Genomic DNA, 18,710 nt, shown 5'->3' on the forward strand with positions numbered 1-18,710 from the left:
CGCCGGCCCGACACCGGGCGTCGACCGTGACCGGTGGAGCCTCGAGGTGGTGACCGAGGCAGGTGACCGCTCCCAGTGGTCGTGGCCGGAGCTGATGGCGCTGCCCCGCGAGACGGTGACCGTCGACCTGCACTGCGTGACGCGCTGGTCGAAGCTCGGCACGTCCTGGACGGGGGTCAGCCTCGACACGCTCCTCGCCGGCGTCGAGACGACGGCGGACTACGCGCTGGTCCACAGCTACGGCGGCTACACCACCAACGTGCCGCTCGCCGACCTGCTCGACGGTCAGGCGTGGGTCGCGTTCGAGTACGAGCACGACGAGCTCGACCCGGAGCACGGTGGGCCGGCCCGCCTCCTCGTCCCGCACCTCTACCTCTGGAAGAGCGCGAAGTGGGTGCGTGGCATCACCCTGACGGTCGACGACGAGCCGGGGTTCTGGGAGAGCGTCGGCTACCACAACTACGGCGACCCGTGGCGCGAGCAGCGGTACTGGGACGAGTGATGCCCTGGCGGGTCGGCACCGTCCGCGCTGTGCACGACGAGACGCCGACCGCCCGGACGCTGGTCCTCGAGGTGCCGGACTGGTCGGGCCACGTGGCCGGGCAGCACGTCGACATCCGGCTCACCGCACCTGACGGCTACTCCGCGACCAGGTCCTACTCGGTCGCCTCGGCGGCCGGACCGTCGGCGACGGTCGAAGTCACCGTCGACCGGGTGCCGGACGGGGAGGTGTCGCCGTTCCTCACCGAGGTGCTCCCGGTGGGAGGAGCGGTCGAGCTGCGCGGCCCGCTCGGCGGGTGGTTCGTGTGGCGGCCCGACGGTGCGGCCGTCGTGCAGCTCGTCGGCGGCGGATCCGGAGTGGTGCCGCTGATGTCGATGCTGCGGACGCACGCCGCCGCTTCGGCTGAGACGCCGATGCGCCTGCTGCTCTCCGTCCGCGACCCGGCCGCGCTGTTCTACGCCGACGAGCTGGCCGCCCTGACCCGCGAAGGCGGCCACCGTGCGCTGACCGTGGTCTGGACCCGGGAGGCGCCGGCTGGTGCCGACCGGCCACCCGGGCGGGTCGATGCCGCGCTGCTCGCAGCGGCCACGATCCCGGCGGCCGACCGGCCGACCTGCTTCGTCTGCGGGCCGAACGGGTTCGTCGAGGCGGCGGCCGCGATGCTGGTCGCCGCGGGACACGCCGCGGCACGGATCAGGACCGAACGCTTCGGACCCACAGGAGGTAGCCGGCGATGAGCGACTCGACCGACCCCACGACCGCGCTCGACGGCAACGCGGCGGCCGGTGTGCTGTCCTCGGTGTTCACCACCGAGCTGACCGCCGCCGTCGCGTGGTGCCTCGGGTGCGGACGAGGCGCCGCCCTGGCCGACGCAGCCTTCTTCGTCGACGCCCCGGGGGCGGTGCTGCGCTGCCGCGGCTGCGAGGGAGTCCTCGTGCGCGTCGTCGTTGCATCGGACCGCACCTGGCTGGACCTGCACGGCGTGGCCGTGCTCGAGCTGCCGGCCGGGCCGTGACCGGCAGCTGAATACTGAGTGCTAGCCCCTCGGGCCGGGCACGACCCGTCCGGAGTCGAGCAGGACCGCGCGGTCCGTCGCCTCGACGACGCGCTGGTCGTGGCTCGCCACCAGCACGGCGGTGCCGCTGGCCGCGGCTGCCTGCACCGTCGCGAGCACGGCGTCCACGTGCTCGTCGTCCTGGTGACCGGTCGGCTCGTCGAGCACCGCGAGCCGCGGGCCGAGGACGAGCGCCCGGGCCAGGGCGGTGCGCTGTTGCTCGCCCATGGAGGTGTCCCAGGTCAGTCGCCCGGTGAGGTGGTGCACGTCGAGGGAGTGCAAGAGCCCCTCGACATCGACCTCGCGCTCGAGGTTCAGCCGTCGCGCGGGCAGTGCGACGTTCTCCATCACCGTGAGCCCGCTGACCAGTCCGTGCTGCTGGGGCAGCACGGACACCACCGACCAGTCCAGCGTGGCGGGCGCCGAGCCGTCGACCTCCACCCAGCCCGAGTCCGCGACCTCCAGCCCGGCCGCCAGGTGACAGAGCGAGGAATTCCCGGACCCGGAGGGCCCGGCGACGCAGACCATCTCGCCGTCGCCGACGGCGAGCGCCACGCCGTCCAGCGCGCGCAGCCGGTGCGGCCCGTCGGCGTAGGTGTGCACGACGTCCCGCACGAAGAGGACGGTCGCCAGGGGCAGCACGGCCGTGCGCAGCACGGGCGATCGCCCGTACACGCAACAAGTTCCTGGGGCACGGCGGGCTGGTGATCCCAGTGCGACAGCTGTCCGGCCGACTGACCGGACCACCGCTACCCTGCGGGGATTCGTGCCCGGTCCTCGGCCGCCAGCCATCCTTCACCGAGCGACCGGCCACCCGCGGCGCCGATGGCGTCGACCAGTTGCGTCGCCCACGTGTGCTCGAGCAGCGCGACCGCGGCGATGCCGCCGGGCTCGACGGCGTCGGCGAGCGACCAGCCCGCCTCGTCCGGGTCGGCGGCGGTGCCTGCTCCGAGGATGTCCGCGGCCAGCGTCCCCGAGCCCGGTGCGGATCCGGGTGGTGCCGGCAGGGTCTCGAAGCTGCCGTCCTCGTCCCGGCGGACCAGGAGCACGTCGACCAGCCGGACGACGCCTGCCTCCCGAAGGCGCTCCAGCTCCGCCATGACCTGGCCCGAGAACGACGGCTCGTCGAAGCCCACGACGAGCACCTGGACCGGCCCGGTCGTCACTGCACCCGGGCCCGGAGCTCGTCGTACTCCGCACTGCTCAGGACACCGCTGTCCCTGAGGTGGGCGAGTGCATCGAGGGTCCCGGCGGTTTCGTGCGGCTCGCGTTGCGGTGTCGAAGCCGGCGACGGTGCCGGGGGAGCAGGAGCAGGGCGGGGAGCGGGAGCGGTCGGCCGCCGGTGGGACGCGGCGTGGGCCTGCGCCGGCGTGAACCGCCCGCCGTAGTAGGGCACGTCGCCGGTCATGCCGGTCATCCGCAGCTGCCTCGGCACCAGGACCACCACGGGTCCACCATGCCGCATGACGGGCCGATCCGGTCGGCCCGTGCGCGGTTTCGTGGGGTGAGTGACGGGACTTGAACCCGCGGCCACCTGGACCACAACCAGGTGCTCTACCAGCTGAGCTACACCCACCATGGAGCACCGCGCCGGTGGCGCGGCGGGAGACAGCATACAAGCCGACGGGACGGCCTCAGGTCGTCGTGCCGGTGCCCGGCGTCAGCTCGAACCGGGCGGCCAGCGCCTTGGCGGTGTCGCCGTCCGGGCCCGGCTGGGGGACGAAGACCGCCTCCCGGTAGAACTTCAGCTCCTCGATGCTCTCGAGGATGTCGGCCAGCGCGCGATGGCCGCCGTGCTTGGCCGGGGTGTTGAAGTAGACCCTCGGGAACCACCGGCGCACCAGCTCCTTGATGGACGAGACGTCGACCAGGCGGTAGTGCAGGTGGGCGTCCAAGTCCTTCATGTCGCGGGCGAGGAAGCCGCGGTCCACATAGACGGTGTTGCCGGCCAGCGGTGCCTTACGGGCCACCGGCACGTGCTCGCGGACGTAGGCCAGCACCTGAGCCTCGGCCTCGGCGAGCGTCGTGCCGGCCGCCAGCTCGGTGAGCAGACCGGAGGACGTGTGCATCTCGCGCACCACGTCGACCATCTGCGCGAGCGCGGCGTCCGGCGGGCGGATCACCACGTCGACGCCCTCGCCGAGCACGGTCAGCTCGGCGTCGGTGACCACGGCGGCCACCTCGACGAGCGCGTCCGTCTGCAGCGAGAGGCCGGTCATCTCGCAGTCGATCCAGACCATCCGGTCGTTGCGCCGGTCGTTGCGCTCGGTCATGGCGGCTCACCCTAGACGTCCGCGCCGGCCTGGGGCCGCCGACCGGCGGTGACTACGCAAAGTAAATGAATCGTGACCATCTGTTGGTGTCATCTGGCCCGGTTTCGGCGCATGCTGGGGATGCCGCAGTCACTGGGGGTGCAGGCAGGTGGGTCAGTCGGAGGACCGGGCTCGTCGCCGCGAGGAGTCGCGCGCGACGGCGCTGCGTGACGACCACGGCCTCGAGGTGATCGGCCACCGGCACGCCGCCGACCTCGACGTCAGCCACGAGGAGCTGCCCTACGAGGAGCCTGACCAGTTCGGCATCCGCATCACCTGGCAGAGCGAGGCCGAGCGGCTCGAGGCCGCCGAGTTCCTCGTCGCGACCCGGATCCAGGAGGACACCCGACGTCGTACGTCGCGCGAGGTGGACGAGATGCGCCATCGCGCCGATGACGACGCGACCGAGCCCCGCGACGCGACCGAGGCACCCGGTCCCGACGGCAGCTGACGTCGGCGCCCCCGGCAGGGATCGAACCTGCGACCATCCGCTTAGAAGGCGGCTGCTCTTTCCACTGAGCTACGGGGGCCCGAGCGGGTGCGCGTAGGTCCACCTCGACCCGCCCCGGACGCCGATCCGGGGCACCTCAGCGGCACGTCCGGAGCCGTCCGGAGACCACCGTAGCGGTGGCCAGCCGCCTGAGCGGGTCGTCCTGCAGCACCCATGTCGCCCGTGCGGCCCGGCGAGTCCGTAACGACCCGGTGCGTCGGACCACTGAACGCCTACCGATCGCCGGGCGACGCGCCTCGGCGGCAACCAGCCCGACGACCCGGAGGTCTCACCATGCCCCGCACCAGGTCCACCGTCGCTCTCGCGGCGAGTGCCGCGCTCGCTGCGGCCCTGCCGCTCACCGGCGTCCCGGCCGCCCACGCCGCCGGGGCGGCGGGCAGCGTCTACGTCCTCAGCAACCAGGTGGCCGGCAACGCCGTCATCCAGTACGACCGGGCGCCCGACGGGCAGCTGACCCCGGTCGGCAGCTTCCCGACCACCGGCACCGGCACCGGCGGCGGTCTCTCCTCCCAGAACGCCGTCGTGGTCGACGACGAAGGCGCCCACCTCTACGCCGTCGACGCCGGCTCGAGCACGATCACGTCCTTCCGCATCGCTGACGGCGGTCTTCAGCGCATCAGCACCGTGCCCTCCGGCGGGACCACGCCGACCAGCGTGGCGGTCCACGGCGACCGGCTCTACGCACTCAACGCGGGGGGCGCCGGCAACGTGGCGTCGTTCGGCGTGACCGACGGTGCGCTCTCGGCGCTGTCCGACGGCACGACCGCGCTCAGCAGCAGCGCGACGTCGCCCGCCCAGGTGTCGGTCACCCCGGACGGCGACCAGCTGGTGGTCACGGAGCGCGTGACGAGCCTCCTCGACGTCATCGAGCTGGACGGCACCGGCCGCCCCGCGTCGCTGGCGAGCGTCCCGTCCGCCGGTGCAGTCCCCTTCGGCTTCGACTTCGACAACAAGGGCCACCTCCTGGTGTCCGAGGCGGCCGCCAGCACGGCGTCGTCGTACGACGTCACGGCCGGCGGTCTCTCCACGATCAGCGCAGCCGTGTCGACGACGGAGAACGCAGCCTGCTGGCTGGTCGCGACCAACAACGGCAAGTTCGCCTACACCGGCAACGCCGGCGGCTCCCTGTCGATCAGCGGGTTCCGTGTCGGGAACGACGGGTCGCTGGTGCTGCTCACGCCCGGTGGCAGGACCGGGGTCACTCCGGCGGGCGTTACGGACCTCGCACTGAGCGCGAACAGCCAGTACCTCTACGGCCGACTGGGCAACGGCTCCGTGGCGGGCTTCGCCGTGAACCAGGACGGCAGCCTGTCGTCGATCGGCGTCACCGCCGGTCTCCCGGCTGGTGCGGCGGGCATCGCCGCTGGGTGATTCCTCGTCTGGCAGGCGGGCGGGCCGTTCACCGGCCCGCCCGCCGTGATTCCCCCACAGCAGGCGGTTCCCGGCCTACCGTCATGGCATGGTCGCGGAGCCCGACACCGACGTGGAGGCCGCGCTCCGCGCCGGCGACCAGTCCGCTTTCGCCCGGCTCGTGCGGACCTGGTCGCCTGTCCTGATGGGGACCGCGATGGCCCTGGGCGGGGACCACGCGACCGCGGAGAAGGCGGTCCGGGCGACCTGGGCCCAGGTGCCGGCGGAGCTCCCGAACCATCGCCCACCGCCGACGTTCCGGGGCTGGGTGTTCGGGCTGCTCGTCGGTCAGCTGGGGATGCCTACCACGTCGGAACCCGGCAGCAGCTCCCCAGCAGATACGGCCGCTCCGACGGTCGACCCCTCGCGGTTCCTCCCGCCGACGCACCACGAGTGGCCGGGGCACTGGGCCGTCCCGCCGACGACCTGGCCGGCGGTGCAGGACGCCAGGGCACAGCGCGGCGTCGGCCGTGTCCTGCGCGACGCTCTCGCCCGGCTCCCCACCGGCCAGCGGGTGGTGGTGGGGCTGCGCGACGTCGCAGGCTGCGAGCTCGGCGAGATCGCCACGATCGTGGCGCAACCCCCCGAGCGGGTCCGAGACGACCTGCATCGTGGTCGCGCCGAGCTCCGCCGTCATCTCGAGCGGCACGTCAGCCAGCCGCAGCCGGCTTGACCGGACCCTCGAGCGGCTCGGCCGGCGTCACGTCGGCCGCGATCGCGAGACGGTGTAGCCATGACGACTCTGCCTGCTTCTGACCACCTCGTCCCGACCCGCCGGTCGCTGCACCGTGCGGCGGAGCACCTGCTTGCCGCCGCGCGCAAGCGCGCGACCGGGGACATCAGCCTGGTGCCGGCACCGGGCGGTGTCGCCACGCCGCCGCTGGGTGACGGCAGCGTGGTCGCGATCGAGGGTGCCGACGTGGTCGTGCGGCGTCCTGAGGGCGTGCGCCGGGCAGCGCTCACGACCCTGGCGGAGACAGCTGCCGCGGTCGGGATCGAGCCCGGGTTCCCGTGGACCAAGCACCGACCGGGCACGGAGTACGAGCCCGACGCCGCACTGCCGGTCGAACCGGCCGCGGCTGCCGCGTTGGCTGCGTGGTTCGCCCTGGGGGAGGACGCGCTGACCACCCTCGTCGCGGAGGTGCCGGCCGAGGAGCCGAGCTTGCCGCAGATCTTCCCGGAGCACTTCGACCTCGGCGTCACCGCTGGGGCGGTCAACTACGGCTTCTCGCCGGGCGACGACGCGATCGTCACGCCGTACGTCTACGTCGGCCCGCACGACGTCCCGAGCAGGACCGGGTTCTGGAACGCGCCGTTCGGGGCCTACCGGACCTGGCAAGAGGTCACCACGCCGCAGGCCGCGCTCGACTTCTTCCACGACGCCCGCTCCGTCCTGGGGCTGTAACGACTCGACACCGGACGTGACTGTGCCTCCAACCACACGCCGAGGAGGCAGTCATGAAAGGTCTGACCGGCAAGGTCGCCGTCGTCACCGGAGGCAGCTCGGGCATCGGGCAGGCCATCGCGATCAGGCTCGGTGAGGAAGGCGTCGACGTGGCGATCAACTACGTCGGACGTCCGGACGGCGCAGAGGAGACCAAGGACGTCATCGAGCACGGCGTCGAGATCTGCATGAAGCAGATGGCTGCGGCCGGGACTCACCCGATCCTCGTCGCCGCGGACGTCTCGCAGGAGGACCAGGTCGCTGCCATGTTCCAGCAGGTCCTGGACCAGTACGGCCGCATCGACATCCTCGTCAACAACGCCGGCATCCAGATCGGCGAGGACACCGACAAGCTGGCCGTCGAGGACTTCGACAAGGTCCTGTCGGTCAACCTGCGCGGCGCGTTCCTGTGCGCCCGGCAGGCCGTCCGACACTTCCTGGAGTCCGGTCGAGGTGGGTCGATCCTCAACGTGTCAAGCGTGCACCAGGTGATCCCGAAGCCGAGGTTCGTCGGCTACTCGGTCTCCAAGGGCGGGATGCAGAACCTCACCCACACGCTTGCGCTGGAGTACGCCTCGCGCGGCATCCGGGTGAACGGGATCGGTCCCGGGGCCACCGTGACCCCGATCAACCGTTCGTGGATCGACGACCCGGTCAAGCGGCAGGCGGTCGAGAGCCACATCCCCATGCGTCGCGCCGGGGACGCGGAGGAGATGGCCGCGGTCGCCGCGTTCCTGTGCTCGGAGGAGGCCGCCTACATCACCGGCCAGACCCTGTTCGTCGACGGAGGTCTGACGCTCTACCCGTCGTTCGAGACGACCTGGTCGAGCGAGTGACCCCGACGGTGATGAACGACCTGTCCGGCCGGGGGCTTGCGTAACGCGGCGGCGGCTGCGTGGACTGCACATCGAACGTCCTGGCGACGACACCCGGAGGCCCGCCATGTCCCGCACCCCGATCGCGGACCACGCCCTGCTCTCCGACCGCCACTCGGCTGCCCTGGTCGACAAGGCCGGGTCGGTGGAGTGGCTGTCCTTCCCGCGGTTCGACAGCCCGTCCGTGCTCGGTCGCCTGCTCGGCGACGACGCGGGACACTGGCAGATCCAGCCCGTGGGCGACTGGCAGAGCACCCGGCGCTACGTGGACCGGACGCTGGTGCTGGAGACGACGTTCACCACGGCCAGCGGGGCCGTGGTCCTGACCGACCTGATGGCGATGGGTGAGGACAACGGCGGCCACCGGCTCGGGACCGGTGTGCCCCACCTGCTGGTACGCCGAGTGTCGTGCGTGGCGGGCGCGGTGGAGATGGAGGTCGACTACCGACCACGGCCCGAGTACGGGCTGGTCGTCCCCTTGCTCGCCGGCGTGCGGGGTGGGGTCACCGCCCGCGGTGGCGCGGAGTGGCTGGTGCTCAGCGCGCCGGTGCGCCTCGATCTCGCCGACGGGCGGGCGACCGGACGGGTGCGCCTCACCGCGGGGGAGACCATCCACCTGGCGCTCCAGCGGTCGACGCTGGAGGAGACGCCGGCACGGGCCTGGTCGCAGCAGGAGCTCGCTGCGGTGCTCGACCGCACCGTGGCGGCGTGGGTCTCGTGGTCCGAGCTGCACCAGGCCTACGACGGACCGTGGGCAGACCTGGTCCACCACAGTGGCCGCGTGCTGCAGGGTCTGTCCTTCCAGCCGAGCGGTGCCATCGTCGCTGCGGCCACCACGTCGCTGCCGGAGGGCGTAGGAGGCGAGCGGAACTGGGACTACCGGTACTCCTGGGTCCGCGACGCCAGCTTCACCATGCAAGCGCTATGGGTGGCCGCCTGCCCGGACGAGGCCAACGACTTCTTCGCGTTCATGACCACGGCCGCCGCATCGTCGATCGGCCCGGGCAAGTCCTTGCAGATCATGTTCGGGATCGGCGGCGAGCACGACCTCACCGAGCGCGAGCTGCCGCACCTCGAGGGCTGGCGCGACAGCAGGCCGGTCCGCGTCGGCAACGGCGCCTGGGACCAGGCCCAGATCGACGTCTACGGCGAGCTGCTCGGCGCCGCCCACCGGCTGTCCGACCAGCTCGGCTCGCTGGACCGGCAGACCCGTGACTTCCTCGTCGCCTGCGCCGACACCGCGTCCGAACGGTGGCGCGAGAAGGACCAGGGCATCTGGGAGGTGCGCGGTGACCCACAGCACTTCCTCTACTCGAAGGTGATGTGCTGGGTCGCACTGGACCGCGCCATCGCCCTGGCCCCCATGCTCCAGGCGGAGGAACGCGTCCCGGCCTGGTCGGCAGTCCGGGACGAGATCCACGCGATGGTGCTGCAGGACGGCTGGAGCGACGAGGCGAAGGCGTTCACCCAGTACGTCGGCTCAGCCGACCTGGACGCCGCCAACCTCATGATGGCGATCGTGGGGTTCCTGCCGCCGGACGACCCGCGTCTGCTCGCCACGCTCGACGCCACGGAGGAGCGCCTCACCGACGACCGCGGCCTGGTGTACCGCTACCGCACCGAGGGTGGCGTCGACGGGCTGGCCGGCGAGGAGGGCACCTTCCTGCTCTGCACCTTCTGGCTGGCCGAGGCGTTCGCCCTCTCCGGGCAGCTGCACCGGGCGGAGGCGGTCTTCGGTCGCGCCGTCGCCTTCGCCAACGACGTGGGCCTGCTGGCGGAGGAGATAGACCCGGACTCCGGCGAGCTGCTCGGGAACTTCCCGCAGGCGTTCAGCCACATCGGTCTGGTCAACGCCGCCTGGGCCATCAGCGAGGCACGTCGGCGGGCCGGCAGATGAGGCGGACCCGGACGCCCGCGTTCGCCGGTAGACGCGAGGGGCGATGGCTACAGTCCGGACCAGGCGCATCGGGACGGAGGTAGACGCATGCAGCGTGAGGCACCGGCGACCGTCTCCACGGCACCTCAGCAGGCGATGGTCGGGCCCGGCGTCCCTGCTCCCCGGGCGGCCGACCCGGACGACCGCGAGCTCGTCGACCGGCTCCGGCTGGGGGACGAAGCGGCCTTCTCCGGCATCGTCAGCGGCTGGTCGCCGATGATGCTGCGGGTGGCCCGCGGCCACGTGTCGACCGACGCCTCCTGCGAGGAGGTCGTGCAGGAGACCTGGATGGCCGTCATCCGAGGGATCGACCGGTTCGAGGGCCGGTCCTCGCTGCGCACGTGGGTGTTCCGGATCCTCACCAACCTGGCCAAGACCCGGGGAGTCCGCGAGGCCCGCTCGGTGCCGATGTCCTCGTGGGCGCCCGCGGACGTCGGCGGCCCCACCGTCGACCCCGACCGGTTCCGTGCCGCCGACGACCAGTACCCGCACAACTGGACCCCCGTCGGCGCGCCCACCCCGTGGCAGGCCGGCCCGGAGCAGTCGGCGGTGGCCGGCGAGACCCGCGAGCTGCTGGGTGCCGCCCTGCAGGAGCTGCCGGAGCGGCAGCGGTTGGTGGTGACGTTGCGTGACGTGCACGGCCTGTCGTCGAACGAGGTCTGCGCTGCTCTGGACCTCAGCCCTGCCAACCAACGCGTGCTGCTGCACCGTGGACGGGCGAAGCTGCGTGCGGTCCTGGAGGACTACTACCGAGGATCGGAGGTGGCGTCATGACGGAGGAGACCCGCGACGCCGTCCCGGGCATGACCATCACCTGCCAGGAAGTGGTCGAGCTCGTCACCGACTACCTCGAGGGCGAGCTGGATGACTCCACACGCGCCGAGCTGGAGGCGCATCTCGCCCTCTGTCCGGGCTGCGACGCCTACCTGACCCAGATGAGGGCGACGATCGACGAGCTGGGGCACGTGCCCGTGGAGAGCCTGAGCGAGGAGGCCCAGGACGGCCTGATGGCCGCCTTCCGCTCGTTCCATGCGCCTGGCTCCGCGGGGACATGAGCAGGCAGATGGACTGCCAGGAGCTCGTGGAGCTCGTCACCGACTACCTCGAAGGAGCGCTCGCCGAGGCTCGTGTCCTCGAGGTGGAGGGGCACCTGCAGGAGTGCGTCGACTGCCTTCGCTACCTCGGGCAGATCCAGCTGACCGCGCGGCTGCTGAGCCAGGTGTCCGAAGACGTCGGGCTGACCTAGCCGTTCACGTGCCGCCGGTGGTGCCACCGCGGACAGGGTGGGTGGTGCTGGCCACCCAGTGGCTCACAGGTCAGCGCCCTGGGGACGTACGCCCGCCGGCCGGACAGTGGGGACGACCGCGACGGACCGCGGTCGCGCCACCGACCCGAGCCGGGCAGGACCCCGGCCGCCGCCGAGGAGAACCCGATGTCCCTGATGGCCAGCCCGCCCCGCTCGATCGAGCTGCCCGCGCCGCGGGTGGCCCCCGACCCGCCCGGCCGCTACGCGCGCAGCCCGCGTCGGGCCGAGACCTTCTACCGCCGGGCCGCCGGCAGCGCGGCCTTCCTGTCCGGACTGCTGGTGTTCGCCAGCATCCTGATGATCCCGTTCGACGGGGTGGGCAGCGAGGGCTACCTGCGCTCGACCGCCGAGCACCCCGACGCCGTGCGGTGGGCGGCGGTCGTCCTGCACTACGGCTTCCTGCTCCTCGTCCCGGCGTCGTTCGGCATGGCCTACCTGTCCCGGCGCGGGTCGCGGTCGCTGTCCAACCTCGGTCTCGTCCTCGCCGTCCTCGGGTCGGGCCTGTCCGGGATCGTCGCCGTCGACTACTACGACCTGGCCCTGGTGAGCACGCTGCCCACGGACCAGGCCGTCGAGGTGTACGACGCCGCAGGCTCCACGGCAGGCGCCGCCCCGGCACTGATCCAGCTGCCGTCGGTCCTCGGCACCGTCCTGGGCACGGTGCTGCTGTCGGTGGCGCTGCGGCGCTCCGGCTTCGGCAGCTGGCTGGCGCCGGTCGCGATGACGCTCGGCTGGGTCGTCTTCCTCGCCGGTGCCCAGCACTTCGTCTCGGCGGCGGTCGGGACGGGGCTGCTGGCCGGCGCCACCGCGCTGGTCGGGCTGCGGATCCTCTACGCCTCGGACCTCGAGTGGGAGACCGGCATTCCGGACTGACCCGCACTCCACGGGGCAAGTGGACCGGTCAGCGGCACGGACTGCGCGCCGCCGGCCGGTCCGCTGGTGTGTCACCGGGTCACGGCGGGCGACGATCTACGCGAGGATGACGACCATGGTCACCGGCGCGGAGAGCGGCGCGCTGCTGGTCGCCCTCGAGGGGCTGGACCGGCAGGTCGCCGGCCTGCGCCTGCCCGTCGAGGCACCGGACGCCGAGCGTGGCCGCACCCTGCAGCGCGAGATCGCCGACCAGCTCGACGACTACGTGCTGCCGCGGCTGCGCCGGCTGGACGCCCCGCTGCTGGCCGTGGTCGGCGGCCCGACCGGCGCGGGCAAGTCGACGCTGGTCAACTCGTTGGTGGGGGTCCGGGTCAGCCCGGCCGGCGTACTGCGGCCGACGACCCGGTCGGCCGTGCTGGCCCACAATCCGGCCGACGGCACATGGTTCGACGACAACCGGATCCTCCCCGGGCTGCGCCGGGTCGGCGCCACCACCGACACCGACGACCCCACGGCGCTCCGGCTCGCCCCGAGCGACCGCATCCCGGCGGGCCTCGCGGTGCTCGACGCCCCCGACATCGACTCAGTGGTGACCAGCAACCGCGAGCTGGCGACCCAGCTCCTCGCGGCGGCGGACATGTGGGTGTTCGTCACGACCGCCGCGCGCTACGCCGACGCCGTGCCGTGGGAGTTCCTGCGGGCGGCCGTGACCCGCGGCACCGCGGTGGCCGTGGTCCTCGACCGGGTCCCGCCGGACGCCGTCGACGAGGTGCGGTCCCACCTCGCGTCCATGCTGACCGAGCAGGGCCTCGGCGGCGCGCCGCTGTTCGTCGTCTCCGAGACGGCGACCTTCGACGCACTGCTGCCCGACGAGTCCGTCGAGCCGATCCGGGCGTGGCTGCACGGCCTGGCCTCCGACGCGTCGCTGCGGGCGGCGGTCGTGCGCCACACGCTCGACGGCGCCGTACGGTCCCTCGGGGCGCGGGTCTTCGAGCTGGCGGCCGCTGCCGACGCACAGGCCGAGACGGTGACCAGACTGGGGCGGGCTGTCGACACGGCCTACGACGAAGCCGTGGCCGACGTCGACGAGGCGAGCAGCGACGGCTCGCTGCTGCGCGGCGAGGTGCTCGCGCGCTGGCAGGAGTTCGTCGGCACCGGTGAGCTGATGCGCTCGCTCGAGGAGAAGGTCGGACGGGTCCGTGACCGGGTGACCGCGGCGGTGCAGGGCAAGCCGGCCCCCGGCACCGAGCTCGCCGAGGCGCTGGAGTCCGGCGTCGAGGCGCTGGTCCGCTCCGCCGCCGACGAGGCTGCCGAGCAGGTGGCCACGGTGTGGGCGGCCGACCCGGCCGGCCGCGTGCTGCTCGGCGACGACCCGTCCCTCCGCCGGGCGTCGGCCGACCTGCGCGATCGCACCGAGCGCGCCGTACGCGAGTGGCAGGGCTACGTGCTCGAGCTTGTGCGCAGCCAGGGCCAGGGCAAGCGGCGCACCGCGCGCTACCTGGCGTTCGGCGTCAACGGTCTCGGGCTGATGGTGATGATCGTGGTGTTCGCGCACACCGGGGGCCTGGTCGCCGGCGAGATCGCGGTGGCCGGTGGCGCGTCGGCACTGAGCCAGAAGATCCTCGAGGCGGTCATGGGCGACCAGGCGGTCCGCTCGCTCGCCGAGTCCGCCCGCGCCGACCTGCACCGCCGGGTCGAGGAGCTGCTCGCGGACGAGCGCCGGCGGTTCGCGGACCGGCTCGCCGGGGTGGCCGTCGACGAGACCGCGGGCGCCGCGCTGCGGGCCGCCGTGCAGGTCGTCGAGGAGGTCCGGTGAGCGCGTCGTGAGCCCGCGGCTGCGCGGCCGGCACCGGCGCACCGACCTGCCCGCGATGCTGGCCGCCCTCGACGAGGCGGTCGAGGTGCTGGACGGCCGGGCCGACCCCAAGGTGCTCAAGCGGGCGCTGGCCGTGGGCAGCCGGGCGGGGGAGCGGCTGCGGCTGTCCGGCGAGCACACCGTCGTGGCGCTGGCCGGGTCGACCGGCAGCGGCAAGTCGTCGCTGTTCAACGCCCTGGCGGGCGAGGACCTGTCGCCGGTCGGGGTGCGCCGGCCGACGACCTCGAAGGCGCACGCGTGCGTGTGGGGAGCCGAGGGGGCCACCACGCTGGTGCAGTGGCTCGGCGTCCCCCGTCGGCAGACCGCCTGGCGGCACGGCACCGGCGACGCGTGGGGCCGCGACTCGGGGTCCCGCCCCACCGCGGACGACCAGCTCGACGGGCTGGTGCTGCTCGACCTGCCCGACCACGACTCCACCGTGCTCGAGCACCGGCTCGAGGTCGACCGGCTGGTCGAGCTCGTCGACCTGCTCGTGTGGGTGGTCGACCCGCAGAAGTACGCCGACCAGGCGCTGCACGAGCACTACCTGCGGCGCCTCGCTGGGCACTCCGCGGTCACGGTCGTCGTGCTCAACCAGGTCGACACGGTCAACCCCTTCGCCGCAGCCGAGTGCGCCGAGGACCTGCGGCGGCTGCTCGACGCCGACGGCCTGCGCCGCTCACCGGTGCTCACGACATCGGTGCGCACCGGCGCCGGCCTGGGCGAGCTGCGGGCGCTGCTGGTCGACGCCGTGGCCCGCAGGCGCGCACGCAACGACCGTCTGGTCGCCGACATCGAGGACGTCGTCGAGCGCCTTGCGCCGGCGGTGGGCGCGGACGAGGCGCCGGGTGTCGGCGACGGCGACCGGCGCCGGCTGGTCGAGGCGCTCGCCGGCTCGGCGGGCGTGCCGGTCATCGGGCGGGCGGTGGAGGAGTCGTGGCGGCTGCGGGCCGCCGGGTCGCTGGGCTGGCCGCCGACCCGGTGGGTGCGCAGGCTGCGACCGGACCCGCTGCGTCGGCTGCACCTCTCGGCGGGCGAGCGGCGCGAGGTGCGCCACATGGTGCGCTCGTCGGTCCCGGAGCCGACGCCGGTGCAGCGCGCCCAGGTCGACACCGCGCTGCGCCAGGTCTGCGACACCGCCGCCGCGAGGCTGCCTGCTCCGTGGCAGCGGTCGGTGCGCCAGGCGGCGCACGGGCGGTCCGGGGACGTGCGGGACGCGCTCGACCGGGCGGTCGTCGGCACCGACCTCGGGACCGACCGCACACCCGTGTGGTGGCGGCTGGCCAGCGGGGCGCAGTGGCTGCTCGTCCTGGCCGCGGTGGTCGGCGCCGGGTGGCTGCTGCTGCTCGGCGTCGGCTCCTACCTCCGCCTCCCGGACCCGCCGACGCCCGATGTCGGCGGCTTCGCCGTGCCGACCCTCCTCCTCCTGGGCGGTGTCGCCCTGGGGCTGCTGCTCGCGCTGGTCGGGCGGGCCGTCGCGAACGGCAGTGCCGTGGTGCGCCGCAAGCGGGCCGAGTCGCGGCTGCGGTCGGCGATCGAGAAGGTGGCCGACGAGCTGATGCTCGCGCCGTTGGAGTTGGAGCTGGCCCGCCACCACCGCGCCCGGGACGCGCTGGAGCGGGCAAGGACCGGCTAGCCGGCTGGCCGGCTGGCCGGCTGACCCGGACGGCCGGCTGAGCGGCTGACCTCTCCACAGCCGGGAGAGAGCGGCCCGTCGTCCACAGATGCGCCACCGGCTCTGTTCCCGCGGCCCACGCGGCCGCCATCCTCGGACCTGCGGCACCCGCCGCACTGCTGCGAGGACGGACAGGAAGGCGACGATGGCGAACGAGACGAATGTGACGGTGACGGGGTACGTCGCGCAGGAGCCCGTCCTGCGCCTCACCGGGTCGGGCACCAAGGTGGTCAACTTCCGGGTGGCCACCACGGAGCGCCGCTACGACAAGGGCGTCAACGGGTGGCGCGACGGCGACACCCTGTTCTTCGCCGTGAGCTGCTGGCGCAACCTCGGCGAGAACGTCCTCGACTCGCTGCACAAGGGTGACCCGGTCGTGGTGCAGGGCCGGCTGCGGGACGGCTCCTGGGAGAAGGACGGCATCACCCACTCCAAGGTGGAGATCGAGGCCAACGCCGTGGGGCACGACCTGGCCAGGGGCGTGAGCCGCTTCACCAAGTCGACGCTCCAGCCACGGGAGCGCTTCGTCGAGGCGGTCGCCGAGCGGTCCGGCGACGTCGGTGACGGTCTCGACCGGGTCGACGGACCCGACGGCCTCGGTAGCGGCGACGCCGACGGCATCGGCGGCGAGCCGGAGATGTCGCCCTCCGCCGCCTGACGCCCTCGCCCGGCCCCGGTACGGGGTCTCCGAACTCGCGTCCGGGTCGCCGCCGTTCCCTCCCCCGGTTCCGGTCGGCGGCCCGGGCGCGACCCTGTGTGCCGGCGCCGGTCCGGGTCGCGCTCGATGTGACCTCGCCGCTCCCGCTGAGGCAGGATGGACGTCTCCCCCCTGCACGGCTACCTGGACGGCGGACGGTTTCCCTTGGCTGAGTTCATCTACACCATGCGCAAGGCGCGGAAGGCGCACGGCGACAAGGTCATCCTCGACGACGTGACCCTGGCCATGTACCCGGGCGCCAAGATCGGTGTGGTCGGCCCCAACGGCGCCGGCAAGAGCACCGTGCTCAAGATCATGGCTGGTCTCGACCAGCCGTCCAACGGTGACGCCCTCCTGTCGCCGGGCTACTCCGTGGGCATCCTCGAGCAGGAGCCGCACCTCGACGAGTCCAAGGACGTCCTGGGCAACGTCCAGGAGGGCATGGGCGAGATCAAGGCGAAGGTCGACCGGTTCAACGAGATCGCCGAGCTGATGGCGACCGACTACAGCGACGACCTGATGACCGAGATGGGCAAGCTGCAGGAGGACATCGACCACGCCGACGCGTGGGACCTCGACTCGCAGCTGGAGCAGGCGATGGACGCGCTGCGCTGCCCGCCGCCGGACGCCGACGTGTCGGTGCTCTCCGGTGGCGAACGCCGCCGGGTCGCCCTGTGCAAGCTGCTGCTCAGCCAGCCCGACCTGCTGCTGCTCGACGAGCCCACCAACCACCTCGACGCCGAGAGCGTGCAGTGGCTGGAGAGCCACCTGGAGAAGTACGCCGGCACCGTCGTCGCCGTGACGCACGACCGGTACTTCCTCGACAACGTCGCCGAGTGGATCCTCGAGCTCGACCGCGGCCGCGCCTACCCGTACGAGGGCAACTACTCGACCTACCTCGAGACCAAGCAGTCGCGGCTCAAGGTCGAGGGCCAGAAGGATGCCAAGCGCGCCAAGCGGCTCAAGGACGAGCTCGAGTGGGTCCGCTCCAACGCGAAGGGCCGCCAGGCCAAGAGCAAGGCCCGCCTGGAGCGCTACGAGGAGATGGCTGCCGAGGCCGAGAAGACCCGCAAGCTGGACTTCGAGGAGATCCAGATCCCCCCGGGCCCGCGCCTGGGCAGCGTCGTGGTCGAGACAGACAAGCTGACCAAGGGCTTCGGTGACCGGCTGCTCATCGACAAGCTGTCTTTCTCACTGCCGCGGAACGGCATCGTCGGCGTCATCGGCCCCAACGGCGCCGGCAAGACCACGCTGTTCAAGATGATCATCGGTGAGGAGGAGCCGGACGACGGGTCGATCAAGGTCGGCGAGACGGTCAAGATCGCCTACGTCGACCAGAGCCGGGGCGGGCTCGTCGACCCCAAGAAGACGCTGTGGGAGGTCGTGTCGGACGGCCTCGACCACATCAACGTCGGCCAGGTCGAGATGCCGTCGCGCGCCTACGTGTCGGCCTTCGGCTTCAAGGGCCCGGACCAGCAGAAGCCGGCCGGTGTCCTGTCCGGCGGCGAGCGCAACCGGCTCAACCTCGCGCTGACCCTGAAGATCGGCGGCAACCTGCTCCTGCTCGACGAGCCGACCAACGACCTCGACGTCGAGACGCTGTCGTCGCTGGAGAACGCGCTGCTGGACTTCCCGGGGTGCGCGGTGGTCGTCTCCCACGACCGGTGGTTCCTCGACCGGGTCGCAACGCACATCCTCGCCTACGAGGGCGACTCCCAGTGGTTCTGGTTCGAGGGCAACTTCGAGTCGTACGAGAAGAACAAGGTGGAGCGGCTCGGTGCCGAGGCGGCGCGCCCGCACCGGGCGACCTACCGCAAGCTGACCCGGGGCTGAGCCCGCCGTGCGCCACCGTTACCGCTGCTCGATGCGGTGGTCGGACATGGACGCCTACGGCCACGTCAACAACGTCGTCTACCTCACCTACCTCGAGGAGGCGCGGGTCGACATGCTCTTCGCGCTCAGCGCGGAGTACGGCGGCAAGGCGCTGTCCGAGGGCGTCCTGGTGGCGCACCACGAGATCGACTACAAGCGGCCGCTGGTCTACCACCCGCGTGGCGTCGACATCGAGATGTGGGTCGGCTCGGTCAAGGCTGCGTCGTTCGAGATCCGCTACGAGGTGCACGACGAGACCACCCTCTTCGCCCGGGCCGCGTCCGTGCTGGTGCCCTTCGACCTCGAGAAGGAGCGGCCGCGGCGGGTGAGCCCCGAGGAGCGGGCGTTCCTCGAGCAGTTCCTGGAGCCGGCGGAGCCGAAGGCCTGA

The 18,710-nt window shown here is 72.6% G+C and carries 22 protein-coding genes and 2 tRNA genes; 18 read left to right on the forward strand and 6 right to left on the reverse strand.

The window, feature by feature from the left end:
• From VK640_06890 to VK640_06900, 3 genes are all read left to right on the forward strand, one after another.
• Positions 1-502, forward strand: a 502-nt coding sequence (locus VK640_06890) for a molybdopterin-dependent oxidoreductase (protein HTE72910.1), incomplete at its 5' end; no start/stop codon positions are given.
• Entirely contained in the window at positions 502-1,239 is a 738-nt protein-coding gene (locus VK640_06895) for a ferredoxin reductase (protein ID HTE72911.1), read from the forward strand. The genes VK640_06890 and VK640_06895, both read left to right, overlap by 1 nt.
• Complete coding sequence (locus tag VK640_06900) at positions 1,236-1,517, forward strand: DUF6510 family protein (protein HTE72912.1); 282 nt, start codon at positions 1,236-1,238, stop codon at positions 1,515-1,517. Before VK640_06895 ends, VK640_06900 begins: the two co-directional genes overlap by 4 nt.
• Before the next feature lie 21 nt (positions 1,518-1,538).
• On the opposite strand, the gene VK640_06905 is transcribed toward VK640_06900, so the two are convergent.
• The 5 genes from VK640_06905 to orn all read right to left on the reverse strand — a co-directional run bounded on the left by VK640_06905 (position 1,539) and on the right by orn (position 3,829).
• On the reverse strand, positions 1,539-2,213 hold the full coding sequence (locus VK640_06905; protein ID HTE72913.1) for an ATP-binding cassette domain-containing protein: 675 nt from the start codon (positions 2,211-2,213) through the stop codon (positions 1,539-1,541).
• Positions 2,214-2,305: 92 nt separating this feature from the next.
• On the reverse strand, positions 2,306-2,722 hold the full coding sequence (locus VK640_06910) for a DUF6325 family protein (protein ID HTE72914.1): 417 nt from the start codon (positions 2,720-2,722) through the stop codon (positions 2,306-2,308).
• Positions 2,719-3,003: an SHOCT domain-containing protein gene (locus VK640_06915; protein ID HTE72915.1), complete on the reverse strand. Its 285-nt coding sequence runs from the start codon at positions 3,001-3,003 to the stop codon at positions 2,719-2,721. The genes VK640_06910 and VK640_06915 overlap by 4 nt, the downstream gene beginning before the upstream one ends.
• 53 nt (positions 3,004-3,056) lie before the next feature.
• Positions 3,057-3,132: transfer RNA gene (locus tag VK640_06920), tRNA-His, on the reverse strand.
• Positions 3,133-3,190: 58 nt separating this feature from the next.
• Positions 3,191-3,829 carry an oligoribonuclease gene (gene orn, locus VK640_06925; protein ID HTE72916.1) on the reverse strand — a complete coding sequence of 213 codons (639 nt, stop codon included), beginning with the start codon at positions 3,827-3,829 and terminating at the stop codon, positions 3,191-3,193.
• A 148-nt stretch (positions 3,830-3,977) separates the two neighbouring features.
• Between orn and VK640_06930 the strand changes: the two genes are divergently transcribed.
• Positions 3,978-4,319: a hypothetical protein gene (locus tag VK640_06930; GenBank protein ID HTE72917.1), complete on the forward strand. Its 342-nt coding sequence runs from the start codon at positions 3,978-3,980 to the stop codon at positions 4,317-4,319.
• Positions 4,320-4,325: 6 nt separating this feature from the next.
• Here the strand turns inward: VK640_06930 and VK640_06935 are convergent.
• Positions 4,326-4,398: transfer RNA gene (locus VK640_06935), tRNA-Arg, on the reverse strand.
• A gap of 254 nt (positions 4,399-4,652) precedes the next feature.
• On the opposite strand from VK640_06935, the gene VK640_06940 reads away from it, so the two are divergent.
• From VK640_06940 to VK640_07005, 14 genes are all read left to right on the forward strand, one after another.
• On the forward strand, positions 4,653-5,750 hold the full coding sequence (locus tag VK640_06940) for a beta-propeller fold lactonase family protein (GenBank protein HTE72918.1): 1,098 nt from the start codon (positions 4,653-4,655) through the stop codon (positions 5,748-5,750).
• An 88-nt stretch (positions 5,751-5,838) separates the two neighbouring features.
• The gene (locus VK640_06945) at positions 5,839-6,462 is read left to right on the forward strand and encodes an RNA polymerase sigma factor (protein HTE72919.1); all 624 of its coding nucleotides are present in this window, start codon (positions 5,839-5,841) and stop codon (positions 6,460-6,462) included.
• Between the two features lie 60 nt (positions 6,463-6,522).
• Positions 6,523-7,194 (forward strand): hypothetical protein, encoded by a 672-nt coding sequence (locus VK640_06950; GenBank protein HTE72920.1) that lies wholly within the window; start codon positions 6,523-6,525, stop codon positions 7,192-7,194.
• 53 nt (positions 7,195-7,247) lie between these two features.
• Positions 7,248-8,069 carry a glucose 1-dehydrogenase gene (locus VK640_06955; protein HTE72921.1) on the forward strand — a complete coding sequence of 274 codons (822 nt, stop codon included), beginning with the start codon at positions 7,248-7,250 and terminating at the stop codon, positions 8,067-8,069.
• 106 nt (positions 8,070-8,175) lie between these two features.
• On the forward strand, positions 8,176-10,005 hold the full coding sequence (locus VK640_06960; protein ID HTE72922.1) for a glycoside hydrolase family 15 protein: 1,830 nt from the start codon (positions 8,176-8,178) through the stop codon (positions 10,003-10,005).
• Positions 10,006-10,092: 87 nt separating this feature from the next.
• Complete coding sequence (locus tag VK640_06965) at positions 10,093-10,818, forward strand: sigma-70 family RNA polymerase sigma factor (protein HTE72923.1); 726 nt, start codon at positions 10,093-10,095, stop codon at positions 10,816-10,818.
• Entirely contained in the window at positions 10,815-11,099 is a 285-nt protein-coding gene (locus tag VK640_06970) for a zf-HC2 domain-containing protein (GenBank protein HTE72924.1), read from the forward strand. The genes VK640_06965 and VK640_06970 overlap by 4 nt, the downstream gene beginning before the upstream one ends.
• Complete coding sequence (locus VK640_06975) at positions 11,096-11,290, forward strand: zf-HC2 domain-containing protein (protein ID HTE72925.1); 195 nt, start codon at positions 11,096-11,098, stop codon at positions 11,288-11,290. The genes VK640_06970 and VK640_06975 overlap by 4 nt, the downstream gene beginning before the upstream one ends.
• A gap of 186 nt (positions 11,291-11,476) precedes the next feature.
• Positions 11,477-12,223, forward strand: coding sequence for a hypothetical protein (locus VK640_06980; protein ID HTE72926.1), 747 nt, complete (start codon positions 11,477-11,479; stop codon positions 12,221-12,223).
• Between the two features lie 115 nt (positions 12,224-12,338).
• Positions 12,339-14,039 (forward strand): ABC transporter, encoded by a 1,701-nt coding sequence (locus tag VK640_06985; protein ID HTE72927.1) that lies wholly within the window; start codon positions 12,339-12,341, stop codon positions 14,037-14,039.
• 7 nt (positions 14,040-14,046) lie between these two features.
• Positions 14,047-15,714, forward strand: coding sequence for a YfjP family GTPase (locus VK640_06990; GenBank protein HTE72928.1), 1,668 nt, complete (start codon positions 14,047-14,049; stop codon positions 15,712-15,714).
• A 184-nt stretch (positions 15,715-15,898) separates the two neighbouring features.
• Entirely contained in the window at positions 15,899-16,411 is a 513-nt protein-coding gene (ssb, locus tag VK640_06995; GenBank protein HTE72929.1) for a single-stranded DNA-binding protein, read from the forward strand.
• A 204-nt stretch (positions 16,412-16,615) separates the two neighbouring features.
• Entirely contained in the window at positions 16,616-18,283 is a 1,668-nt protein-coding gene (gene ettA, locus VK640_07000; GenBank protein HTE72930.1) for an energy-dependent translational throttle protein EttA, read from the forward strand.
• 7 nt (positions 18,284-18,290) lie between these two features.
• Positions 18,291-18,710 (forward strand): thioesterase family protein, encoded by a 420-nt coding sequence (locus tag VK640_07005; GenBank protein HTE72931.1) that lies wholly within the window; start codon positions 18,291-18,293, stop codon positions 18,708-18,710.

The organism is Actinomycetes bacterium, assembly GCA_035489715.1.
GTDB lineage: Bacteria > Actinomycetota > Actinomycetes > JACCUZ01 > JACCUZ01 > DATHAP01.

What these genes read in the sequence shown, in the direction of transcription:
- VK640_06965 (HTE72923.1), top strand. Translation starts at nt 10,093, where the DNA reads ATGCAGCGTGAGGCACCGGCGACCGTCTCCACGGCACCTCAGCAGGCG.
- VK640_06970 (HTE72924.1), top strand. Translation starts at nt 10,815, where the DNA reads ATGACGGAGGAGACCCGCGACGCCGTCCCGGGCATGACCATCACCTGC.
- VK640_06900 (HTE72912.1), top strand. Translation starts at nt 1,236, where the DNA reads ATGAGCGACTCGACCGACCCCACGACCGCGCTCGACGGCAACGCGGCG.
- ssb (HTE72929.1), top strand. Translation starts at nt 15,899, where the DNA reads ATGGCGAACGAGACGAATGTGACGGTGACGGGGTACGTCGCGCAGGAG.
- VK640_06950 (HTE72920.1), top strand. Translation starts at nt 6,523, where the DNA reads ATGACGACTCTGCCTGCTTCTGACCACCTCGTCCCGACCCGCCGGTCG.
- VK640_06975 (HTE72925.1), top strand. Translation starts at nt 11,096, where the DNA reads ATGAGCAGGCAGATGGACTGCCAGGAGCTCGTGGAGCTCGTCACCGAC.
- VK640_06985 (HTE72927.1), top strand. Translation starts at nt 12,339, where the DNA reads ATGGTCACCGGCGCGGAGAGCGGCGCGCTGCTGGTCGCCCTCGAGGGG.
- VK640_06895 (HTE72911.1), top strand. Translation starts at nt 502, where the DNA reads ATGCCCTGGCGGGTCGGCACCGTCCGCGCTGTGCACGACGAGACGCCG.
- VK640_06945 (HTE72919.1), top strand. Translation starts at nt 5,839, where the DNA reads ATGGTCGCGGAGCCCGACACCGACGTGGAGGCCGCGCTCCGCGCCGGC.
- VK640_06940 (HTE72918.1), top strand. Translation starts at nt 4,653, where the DNA reads ATGCCCCGCACCAGGTCCACCGTCGCTCTCGCGGCGAGTGCCGCGCTC.
- orn (HTE72916.1), bottom strand. Translation starts at nt 3,829, where the DNA reads ATGACCGAGCGCAACGACCGGCGCAACGACCGGATGGTCTGGATCGAC.
- VK640_06960 (HTE72922.1), top strand. Translation starts at nt 8,176, where the DNA reads ATGTCCCGCACCCCGATCGCGGACCACGCCCTGCTCTCCGACCGCCAC.
- VK640_06980 (HTE72926.1), top strand. Translation starts at nt 11,477, where the DNA reads ATGTCCCTGATGGCCAGCCCGCCCCGCTCGATCGAGCTGCCCGCGCCG.
- VK640_06955 (HTE72921.1), top strand. Translation starts at nt 7,248, where the DNA reads ATGAAAGGTCTGACCGGCAAGGTCGCCGTCGTCACCGGAGGCAGCTCG.